Here is a 9,508-nt window from a genome sequence, read left to right on the forward strand (position 1 = left end):
ATTCCGGGCGGCCCCCGGCGCGCCCGGGGGGGCGGGCGCGGCCCCGCGGGGGCACGCGCCGGCGCCGGGGCGAGGTCAGCGGCGGGGCGGTGCCTCCGCGAAGGCGGCCCAGGCGGCGGGCGGGAAGAGCAGCGCCGGGCCGGACGGGTCCTTCGAGTCGCGGACGGCGACCGTCTCCGGGAGCACCGCCATCTCCACGCACGCCCCCTGGTCGCCGCTGTGGCTGCTCTTGCGCCACCGGGCCACGGCGAGCGCCGCGCTGGTCGTCGGTGTCATGGTCCTACCGTCCCTTCAGGAGTTGGAGGAGCTGGTCGCGGCTGGCCGCCGGGCTGAGCGCGACGGTCCGCAGGTGCTCCATGATCTTGGTGCAGGTACGCAGGTCGCCCGGCCGGTCCAGGACCATCTGCCCGGCCACGGTCTCCACCGAGGCGATGATCGGGTCCTCCGGGTCGGCGAACTCAAGGATGTGCAGCGAGCCCCGGGTCCCCCGGTGGTAACCGGCGGCGAGGGGAATCACCTGCACGGTGATGTTGGGCAGCTCGGCCATCTTCAGCAGGTGGTGGAGCTGGCTCTCCATCACCGATCGGCCGCCGACCGGTCGCAGCAGCGCGCCCTCGTCGATGATGGCGTCCAGGATCGGCGGGCTGTCGGCGGTGAGCCGCTGCTGCCGGTCCAGTCGTACGTGGACCCGCTGCTCCACCTCGTCGTCGCCGAGGGTGTGCGGGCCGCCCCGCATGACGCCCCGGATGTAGTCGGCGGTCTGGAGCAGGCCCGGCACCACCGACGGCTCGAAGTTGGCGATCCCGGTCGCCTCGGCCTCGAGCGCGATGAAGTCGATGGTGCGCCGGTCCAGCAGGTACGAGTAGGACACCCACCAGCCGGGTTTGCGCGCGTCCTTGGCGAGCTGGACGGCCGCGGCCACCTCGTCCGCGCCGACCCCGTAGAGGGTGAGCAGGGCGCGCACGGTGGCCGGGCTGACGAGCGTCTGGGCGTTCTCGTAGCGGGACAGGGTGCTTCGGGTGCTGCTGATCTCGTCGGCCGCCGCCTCCAGCGTGAGTCCGGCGGCTTCCCGATGGGTACGCAGCGCGATGCCCAGGCGTCGGGCCCGGGCCGTCTTGGGAGCCATGCATCGATCGTCGCACATCTTCACGGGAAGGTGTAGATGAGAGAACGTCGATGAGAGTTGCATTCACGGCTATGGACATGTCAATCTGTCATCGCGTCCTCACCGCCGGTTGTCGTGGCGACGGTGGTGGTGAGCGACCGGAGGGGATGGGGCGCGCGGCGATCGGGTTTCTCCCCCGTACCCGATCGCCGCGTGCCACGCCCCCGTGGCCCGTCAGCCGGAAGGGATCCGACGTGCGTACTGGTCAGCAGGCCCGCGCCGACCGCGCCGGCGGGCTCCGATGACGCGCTTCCTCGTGGTGCTCACCGACGTCCGTCCCGTCGAGGCCGCCGGCCGCGACGAGCGGACCTGCCCCGAGCGGCGCCGGCAGGTGGTCGGCGCGACCAGCCGCGAGGCGGCCGACCGGATCGCCGGCGCGTTCATGGCGCTGGGCATGGTCCGGGCCGGCCGGCAGCGGGTCAAGGTGATCGCCATCGGCCGGCGGCACGCGCGCGGCTGAGCCGGCGGTCCCCGCCCGCGCGCCCGGCTCGCGGCCGGAACGGTGCGATCGGGGAGAGCGGCCCCGCCGGACGGAGGGCCCGTCCGGCAGGAGGCCCGGCCCGGCGGAGAGGCGCGGCCCGGCGCCCCGCCGGGCCGCCCGGCGTCACGGCGTCACGGCGTCGCGGCCGCGCGGCGGCGCTGCGGATGCGGCGGCCGGGCCGCCCGGCGTCACAGCATCCGACGGCGCTTCAGGTAGGCCACCAGGTCGTCGTAGACGCCGCCCTCGTTGGCGAACATCGCCACGTTGCGGGCGGTGGCCATCCACGGCTTCGTCGACGGCCGGACCTCCTTCGCCGCCCGCTCCAGGTCCCGCTGCTCGATCATGCGTACCTCGCCGGTGCGCACGGAGTCGGCCATCGCGAACTCGGCGGCGGTCTCGCAGAGATGGGCCAGGTCGGCGCCGGAGTAGTCCTCCGTGGCCGCCACGATCCTCCGCAGGTCGATGCCCGCGATCGGCCGCTCCCGCAGGTGGTATTCGAGGATCGACGCTCTCGCCTCCGCGTCCGGCGGCAGCACCAGCACCACCCGGTCGAGCCGGCCCGGGCGGCGCAGCGCCGGGTCGACGTCCCACGGGGTGTTGGTGGCGGCCAGCACGAAGACGCCCTCGTTGCTGCCCTCCATCCCGTCCAGCTCGGCCAGCAGTTGGTTGCCAAGCGTCCGCATCGAGCTGGAGCTGACCTGCGAGCGCTTGTGCCCGAGCGCGTCGACCTCGTCGAGGAACAGCACGCACGGCGCGTTGCGGCGGGCCGCCTGGAACAGCTCGTGCAGGTTGCGCTCCGAGTTGCCCAGCCACATGTCGAGGACGTCCACGATCGACAGGGAGATGAACTTGGCGCCCATCTCGCCCGCGACCGCCCGGGCGAGGAAGGTCTTGCCGCAGCCGGGCGGGCCGTAGAGCATCAGCCCGCCGCGCAGGCTCTTGCCGTACATCTTGCGCAGCTCGGGGTTGCGCAGCGGGCCGAGGAAGGCCAGCTCCAGCCGCTCCTTGACCGCCGACATGCCGCCCACGTCGGCCAGCCGGACGACGGAGGTCTCCACGTCGTACACCCGGTCGGAGTCGCCGGTGACCGGCTCCGGCTCGTCGCCGGCACGGGCGAAGCGCGGCGGCACGACGTCCGCCAGCTCCTGCTCGTAGGCCGCGAGGGGATCCTGGTCGGCGGTCGCGGCGGGACCGCGCGGCGCGGCGGGCGCCGGGCGCTGCGCCGGCGGCTGCGGCCCCGGCGGGGCCGGCGCCGGCGGCGGTACGGAGCCACCCAGCGCCCGCTGCATCAGGGCCTGGGCCTGGGTGTTGCCCGGGTCCCGGGCGAGCGCCTGCCCGACCTGCGCGATCGCCTCCCCGGCCCGGCCGGCGTCCAGCAGCAGCGAGGCGAGGTGCAGCCGCAGCGGCAGGTCGTCGGGGCGCGCGTCCAGGGCCGCCGACAGCGATTCGATGAGGGGATCAGCGCTCATAGGACGAGCAGCGTAGTGGGCGCCCGGCGCCGTCACCGCCCCGGATCTCGCCACGGGCGGAGACGGCGGACACGAGTGCGGTTACGCACCGTATAAGTGTCGTTGACCGATTGCGCCGGGGCGGTCGTGCCTCCCGGGTATCGCCATCCCGAATCGGCCACGCACAGTAAGGTCAACCGGGTGAGCGCCACGACGGGCGCCGCAGTCGCGTACGAAGAGGTGACGCAGTGACCACCCCAGGCAGGACCCGCGTGGCGATCGTCTTCGGCGGCCGCAGCCCGGAGCACGGCATCTCCTGCGTCAGCGCCGGCAGCGTGCTCGGCGCGCTCGACCCGGACGAGTTCGAGGTGGTGCCGGTGGGCATCACCCGGGCCGGCCAGTGGGTGCTGACCAGCGGCGACCCGGCCCAGTTGGCGATCAACGCCCGCCGGCTGCCGGAGATCACGGCGGAGTCCGGCACCGACATCGTGCTGCGCGCCGACCCGACCGGCAACGGGCTGATGGTGCTCGACCCGACCGAGGGCCCCCGGGCGCTCGCCGACGTCGACGTGGTCTTCCCGGTGCTGCACGGCGCGTACGGGGAGGACGGCACCATCCAGGGCATGCTGGAGATGGCCGGCATCCCGTACGTCGGGGCGAACGTCTTCGCCTCCGCCGCCGCGATGGACAAGGAGTTCACCAAGAAGCTCTGCGTCGCCGAGGGCATCCCGGTCGGCCCGTACGCGGTGCTGCGCAACGGGATGACGCTCAGCGAGGCGGAGAAGGAGCGGCTGGGGCTGCCGGTCTTCGTCAAGCCCTCCCGGGCCGGCTCGTCGTTCGGCATCACCAAGGTCACCGACTGGGCGGACCTGGACGCCGCCGTCGCCACGGCCCGCCAGATCGACCCGAAGGTGCTCGTCGAGGGGGCCGTCGTCGGCCGCGAGATCGAGTGCGGCGTGCTGGAGGGCGAGGCCGGCGGCGCGCCGGAGGCGTCCGTGCTCGCCGAGGTGCGGGTCGTCGGCGACTACGACTTCTACGACTTCGAGGCGAAGTACATCGACTCCGAGAACGCCTGCGAGTACGACATCCCGGCGCAGCTGCCCGAGCGGGTGACCCGCCAGGTCCAGGAGTACGCCACCCGCGCCTTCACCGCGCTCGACTGCTCCGGCCTGGCCCGGGTCGACTTCTTCGTCACCCCGGAGCTGGACGTCTACCTCAACGAGATCAACACGATGCCGGGCTTCACGCCGACGTCGATGTTCCCCCGGATGTGGGCGGCGTCGGGGCTGGAGTACCCGAAGCTGGTCAACCGCCTCATCCGTACCGCCCTGCACCGCGGCGTCGGCCTGCACTGAGCCGCCGCTCTCTGGGCCGCCGCCCGCCGCCGAGCCGGCGCTCGGGGGAGCGCCGTGCGGCATGAAGATCGCACCGTTTCAGGGAAAGAGTGGCCTCCCCGCCAGAGGAAGGCCACTCTTTCCAGGAAGTTGCGCCACCCCCACCCGCTCGATGCCGGCGGGGTGGTCAGCCGCGGCAGCCGCGCGGGGCGTCGCCGCCGGAGGGTACGGAGGCCAGGACCGTGTCGGAGATCCGCGGGAGCCACTTCGCCGGCGGTTCGTAGGCGCTCGGCACCCGGACGGTCACCGTGGTCTCCCGGTCCAGCGTGCCGAAGACGGTGACGTCGGCCGCCTGCGTGGGATGCCAGCAGACGCCGTTGACGATGAGCACCTCGTCCGTGTCGCCGACGGTCGGTTCGGCGCCGCCGCAGGCCACGGTGACCGCCGGGTCGCCGTACGCGGCGTTCTGCTCCGGGCCGGCGCTGACCGGGCGCTGGGCGAGGTCGCCGATCGTCGGCGGCAGCTGGGACAGCAGGGCTCGGCACACGACGGCGGGCCGTTCGGCCAGCGCCGGCGCGGCCATCTCGACCGGGGCGGTGGACTGCGGCCGGGCGCTGGTGGCCGTCGGGCTGGGCGCGGCGGCGGGTTCGGCCGGCTGGTCCGGGGAGAGCTGGACGAAGGCGAGCGCGCCCACCAGCGCGGTGACCGGGAGCGCGACGAGCGTGGCGATCAGCGCGGCGCTGCGGGTCGTCCGGTCCCGGGACGGGCGGTCGGGGGCGACCTCGTCCGCCGGGGCGGGATCGGTCACGGGAGAGTCAGTGATCTTGTCCACTTACAGGCGCACCACCGAACACGTGAGGGTGCGGGTGATGCCGGGCACCATCTGCACCTTGCTGACGATGAGTTTGCCGAGCTCGTCGACGGTGTTCGCCTCGGTGAGGACGACCACGTCGTACGGCCCGGTGACGGCGTCGACCCGTACCACGCCGGCAAGGTCCGCGATCAGACCGGCCACGTCACGCGCGCGGCCGACCTCGGTCTGGATGAGGATGTACGCCTGTACCACGACTCGACCTCCGTCCGTCGCCGCTCACAGGCGGCCCGAGAGGAGAAAGTACCTTACGGACCAGGTCTGATCCCTATCGGTGGTCGAGGAGAAGCGGTGAGCGAGCACGGCGGAGGGCCGGCATGAGTGTGGCGGGGATCGGCGAGTTCGGCCTGATCGACCGGGTGACCGCCCGGTTGTCGTACGGATCGACCGTTCTGCTCGGTCCGGGGGACGACGCGGCGGTGGTGGCCGCCCCGGACGCCCGGGTGGCGGCCTCGACGGACGTCCTGGTGGAGGGGCGGCACTTCCGGCGGGACTGGTCGGCCGCGCGTGACGTCGGCCACCGGGCGGCGGCGGCCAACCTGGCCGACGTCGCCGCGATGGGGGCGGAGCCGACGGCGCTGCTGGTGGCGCTCTGCATGCCGCCGGAGCTGGAACCCGAGTGGGCCGAGGAGCTCGCCGACGGGCTGGCCGCCGAGGCGGCGAAGGTCGGCGCGAGCGTGGTGGGCGGCGACATGTCGGCCAGCCCCACGCTGACGATCGCGGTCACCGCCCTCGGTGACCTCGGCGGGCGGCCACCGGTCACCCGCGCCGGGGCGCGCCCGGGGGACGTGCTGGCGCTGGCCGGCCGGACCGGGTACGCGGCGGCCGGGCTGACCGTGCTCTCCCGGGGCTTCCGCACGCCCCGCCTGCTGGTGGAGGCGTACCGGCGGCCGGAGGTGCCGTACGCGGCCGGACCGCACGCGGCCCGGCTCGGCGCCACCTCGATGATCGACGTGTCCGACGGGCTCGTCGCCGACCTCGGGCACGTGGCGAAGGCCAGCGGGGTGGCGCTCGACGTGCGGCGGGACGCGTTCGAGGTGCCCCGGCAGATGCGCGACGCCGCCCAGGCCCTCGGCGTCGACCCGTACTCCTGGCTCCTCGCCGGGGGCGAGGACCACGCGCTGGCCGCGACCTTCCCGCCGGCGGTGGCCCTGCCGCCCGACTGGCGGGCGGTCGGGCGGGTGACGGAGGGCTCCGGCGTCACCGTCGACGGCCGTCCGTACGACGGGCCCGGCGGCTGGGACCACTTCCGGTAAGGGCCGGCGCGAGTCGTACCCTTTACCCGTGAGTGGTATCGAGATCCGCGTCGAGCGCTTCGACTCGCCGGTCGCGCAGCGGCTGATCCGCGCCGCGCTGGCCGAGCTGGGCGAGCGGTACGGCGGCAGCGGCGACGACACCCCGGTCGAGCCGGGCGAGTTCGAGCCGCCGGCCGGCGCCTTCCTCGTCGCCCACCTCGACGGCGAGCCGGTCGGCTGCGGCGGCTGGCGCAGCCACGGCGACGGGGGCGACACGGCGGAGCTGAAGCGGATGTTCACCAGCCGCGCGGTCCGGGGCCGGGGCGTGGCCCGGGCGGTGCTGGCGGCGGTGGAGCGCTCGGCCCGCGAGCACGGGCGCAAGCGGATCGTCCTGGAGTGCGGCGACAGGCAGCCCGAGGCCATCGCCATGTACACGGCGGCCGGCTACGAGCGGATCCCCAACTTCGGCTTCTACAAGGACGCCCCGGGCTGCATCTCGTTCGGCCGTACCCTCTGAGCCGCCGCCCGAGGCGACGTCGAGGGCCGTCTGGGCGGCCTTGGCGACCAGCGGCGTCAGCGACGTCCCGCGACGGCTCAGGCGGTGGTGATCCGGATCTGCTCGGCGGCCTTGCCGGCGTTGGCGGTCGCCTCGGTCGGGTCGGCGCCCCAGGCCAGCAGGTGACCGCTGCGCCGCAGCGAGGACGTCACCTGGGCCACGGCGTCGCCGACCGCCACGTCGAGCTGCACCTCGAGCACCCCGGGCACCCGCAGGGCCTCGCGCCTCCCGTCGATCGCGGTGACGGTGCCGGGCGGGGCCAGCAGGAACTCGACCGCCGCCGCGCCGCTCGGCCGGGCGGGCAGCGCCGGCCGCTCGCCGCGCAGCGTCCGCAGGTACGCCTCGATGAACCCGCACTCGTACGCGATCGACACCAGCGCGGTGATCATGTCGCCGGGCAGCCGGGCCGCGCACTCGACCAGCGTCGGCACCCCGTCGGCGACGATCCACTCGCTGTGCAGCGTGCCGGTGCGGAAACCGGCGGCGGCGGCCAGCCGGGTCGCCACCTCGATCAGCTCCCGGCGGGTCGCCTCGGGCAGCGCGGTCGGCACGGTGTGGCCGGTCTCCACCGGGGAGCGCCCCGGCAGCACCCGCTTGTCGGTGACGTTGGCGAAGAAGACCTCGCCGTCGGCGACCAGCAGTTCGACGCTGTGCTCCCGGCCGTCGACGACCTGCTCGACGAGGACGCCCGTGGGCAGCCCCCGGCCGGTCGCCTCCGGCGGCTCCTCGGGGGAGGCCGTCCCCGCCCAGGCGCCGGCGATCTCCGCCGGGTCGGCGATGATCTGCACCCCGAGGCTGCCCGAGCGGCGGGTCGGCTTGAGCACGCAGCGACTGCCGTGCCGTGCGGCGAACTCCGTCGCGGCGGCGGGGGAGTCGACCAGCGCGAAGGCCGGGTTGGCCAGGCCGGCCTCGGCGGCGAGCAGCCGCATCCGGTGCTTGTCGGCGAAGACGTCGGCCGCGGCGGGGCCGGCCCCGGGCAGGCCCAGCGCCTCGGCGAGCCGGGCGGCGGCGCCGACGGCGTACTCCAGGCCGGGCATGACCAGGCGCGCGGTCGCCAGCGCGGGTTCCCGGGCGAGCAACGCGGCGGCGTCCAGGCCGGTCTGGTACTCGGCGGGCACCACCCGGGAGATGAAGGCCATCTCGTCGGCGAACCGCTCCAGCCCCCGGCGCTCGATGACGTCCGGTTCCTCGACGAGGACGACGCTGCCGGCCGGCAGCTCCTCGCTGAACCAGCGCAGCATTCCGAGGGAGGCCCCGACGATGATCATCTCGTCCCGGCCTAGGTCAAGCTGCACCAGTCGTCCTCCGCGCTCGGTTCTCCGGCGCGCCGGCTCCGATCCGGACTCCCGGCGCACGCAGACCCTAACCAGGTCCGCGTCGAACGTCGAACCGGCCGTCGCCTACCCGTCAGCCGGCCGCCCCGGTCGATGCGGGCCCGCCCCGGTCGGCGGCGGCCGGACACGACAGAACCGGCGGGCCCACGAGGGGCCCGCCGGTAATGACGAGTGTGAAGCTGGGGACTACCGCGTCAGGCGCGGGTGACCTTGCCAGCCTTGATGCAGGAGGTGCAGACCTGAATCTTCTTGGTGTTGCCGCCACCGGCCGGGGTACGCACCGACTGGATGTTCGGGTTCCAGCGGCGGTTGGTCCGCCGGTGCGAGTGGGACACGTTGTGGCCGAAGCCCGGTCCCTTGCCACAGACGTCGCACACGCTAGCCACGGGATACTCCTGGGTTTGAAACGTTCATGAGGTCGCCGCCAGGCGCAGCCCGGGCAACCTGGCCAGGTTACCCGATGACCCGGGCACCCGACCAACCGGCCCCGGGGCGGGGCCCGCCGCGGCGCGACGCGGACACGATCGCCCGGTCGGCACCGTCCCCCCAGCCACACGCACGAAGGGACGCGACCACGAGGGTAGTTCCGGCCGGCGGCGCCGGCGCGACCGGGGCCGGGGAGGCCGCCGGCCGGCCGCCGGACACGTCGGGGTGCGACCGTTGGCCCGCAGCCGGACACGTCGGGGCGCGAACGCCGCCCGCAGCCGGACACGCCGGGGTGCGACCGCCGGCCCCGGCGCGCGTCGGTGCCCGCCAGTAGGCTTCTCGCCGTGCTGGACACCCTCGACGCCGCCGCGGTCCGCCGCTGGTGCGCGGGCGGGCTCGCCGCGCTGAAGCGGCACCAGGGCGAGATCGACGACCTGAACGTCTACCCGGTGCCCGACGGCGACACCGGGACCAACCTGGTCCTCACCCTCACCTCCGCGCAGCAGGCGCTGGCGATGGATCTCGGCACGCTCCCGGAGGACGGCCCCACCCCGCACGGGCACGCGCTGCGGCTGATGGCCCGGGCAGCTCCCCGGCCAGCGGGTCCCAGGCGCGCACCGTGTAGGCCCGCAGCCGGGGCCACTGCTCGCGGGGCAGG

The 9,508-nt window shown here is 74.6% G+C and carries 11 protein-coding genes and 1 pseudogene; 5 read left to right on the forward strand and 7 right to left on the reverse strand.

Annotated elements, in window-relative coordinates:
* Positions 1-75: 75 nt before the first annotated feature.
* Complete coding sequence (locus ACWENR_RS27115) at positions 76-276, reverse strand: DUF397 domain-containing protein (protein ID WP_091096846.1); 201 nt, start codon at positions 274-276, stop codon at positions 76-78.
* 4 nt (positions 277-280) lie between these two features.
* Positions 281-1,126 (reverse strand): helix-turn-helix domain-containing protein, encoded by an 846-nt coding sequence (locus ACWENR_RS27120; RefSeq protein ID WP_452279784.1) that lies wholly within the window; start codon positions 1,124-1,126, stop codon positions 281-283.
* Positions 1,127-1,406: 280 nt separating this feature from the next.
* On the opposite strand from ACWENR_RS27120, the gene ACWENR_RS27125 reads away from it, so the two are divergent.
* Positions 1,407-1,625, forward strand: a complete 219-nt coding sequence (locus ACWENR_RS27125) for a hypothetical protein (RefSeq protein ID WP_452279785.1) — start codon at positions 1,407-1,409, stop codon at positions 1,623-1,625.
* A gap of 209 nt (positions 1,626-1,834) precedes the next feature.
* Here the strand turns inward: ACWENR_RS27125 and ACWENR_RS27130 are convergent, their stop codons facing one another.
* Entirely contained in the window at positions 1,835-3,115 is a 1,281-nt protein-coding gene (locus ACWENR_RS27130; protein ID WP_452279786.1) for an ATP-binding protein, read from the reverse strand.
* Between the two features lie 227 nt (positions 3,116-3,342).
* Between ACWENR_RS27130 and ACWENR_RS27135 the strand changes: the two genes are divergently transcribed.
* Complete coding sequence (locus tag ACWENR_RS27135) at positions 3,343-4,449, forward strand: D-alanine--D-alanine ligase family protein (protein WP_452279787.1); 1,107 nt, start codon at positions 3,343-3,345, stop codon at positions 4,447-4,449.
* A gap of 166 nt (positions 4,450-4,615) precedes the next feature.
* Here ACWENR_RS27135 and ACWENR_RS27140 read toward each other — a convergent pair whose 3' ends face one another.
* Positions 4,616-5,260: a DUF3515 family protein gene (locus ACWENR_RS27140; protein WP_452279788.1), complete on the reverse strand. Its 645-nt coding sequence runs from the start codon at positions 5,258-5,260 to the stop codon at positions 4,616-4,618.
* Positions 5,261-5,494: an Lrp/AsnC ligand binding domain-containing protein gene (locus ACWENR_RS27145; protein ID WP_013284547.1), complete on the reverse strand. Its 234-nt coding sequence runs from the start codon at positions 5,492-5,494 to the stop codon at positions 5,261-5,263.
* A 122-nt stretch (positions 5,495-5,616) separates the two neighbouring features.
* Here ACWENR_RS27145 and ACWENR_RS27150 point away from each other — a divergent pair, with 122 nt between their 5' ends.
* Entirely contained in the window at positions 5,617-6,555 is a 939-nt protein-coding gene (locus tag ACWENR_RS27150) for a thiamine-phosphate kinase (RefSeq protein ID WP_452279789.1), read from the forward strand.
* 28 nt (positions 6,556-6,583) lie between these two features.
* On the forward strand, positions 6,584-7,051 hold the full coding sequence (locus tag ACWENR_RS27155) for a GNAT family N-acetyltransferase (protein WP_452279790.1): 468 nt from the start codon (positions 6,584-6,586) through the stop codon (positions 7,049-7,051).
* A gap of 77 nt (positions 7,052-7,128) precedes the next feature.
* Here the strand turns inward: ACWENR_RS27155 and ACWENR_RS27160 are convergent, their stop codons facing one another.
* A complete protein-coding gene (locus ACWENR_RS27160; RefSeq protein WP_452279791.1) occupies positions 7,129-8,385 on the reverse strand; it encodes an ATP-grasp domain-containing protein in 1,257 nt (418 codons plus the stop codon).
* A 233-nt stretch (positions 8,386-8,618) separates the two neighbouring features.
* Positions 8,619-8,810 carry a 50S ribosomal protein L28 gene (gene rpmB, locus ACWENR_RS27165; RefSeq protein ID WP_334565896.1) on the reverse strand — a complete coding sequence of 64 codons (192 nt, stop codon included), beginning with the start codon at positions 8,808-8,810 and terminating at the stop codon, positions 8,619-8,621.
* Positions 8,811-9,194: 384 nt separating this feature from the next.
* Here rpmB and ACWENR_RS27170 point away from each other — a divergent pair.
* A pseudogene (locus ACWENR_RS27170) lies at positions 9,195-9,508 on the forward strand (hypothetical protein); the annotation flags it as partial.

The sequence above is a fragment of the Micromonospora sp. NPDC004336 genome (assembly GCF_053602615.1).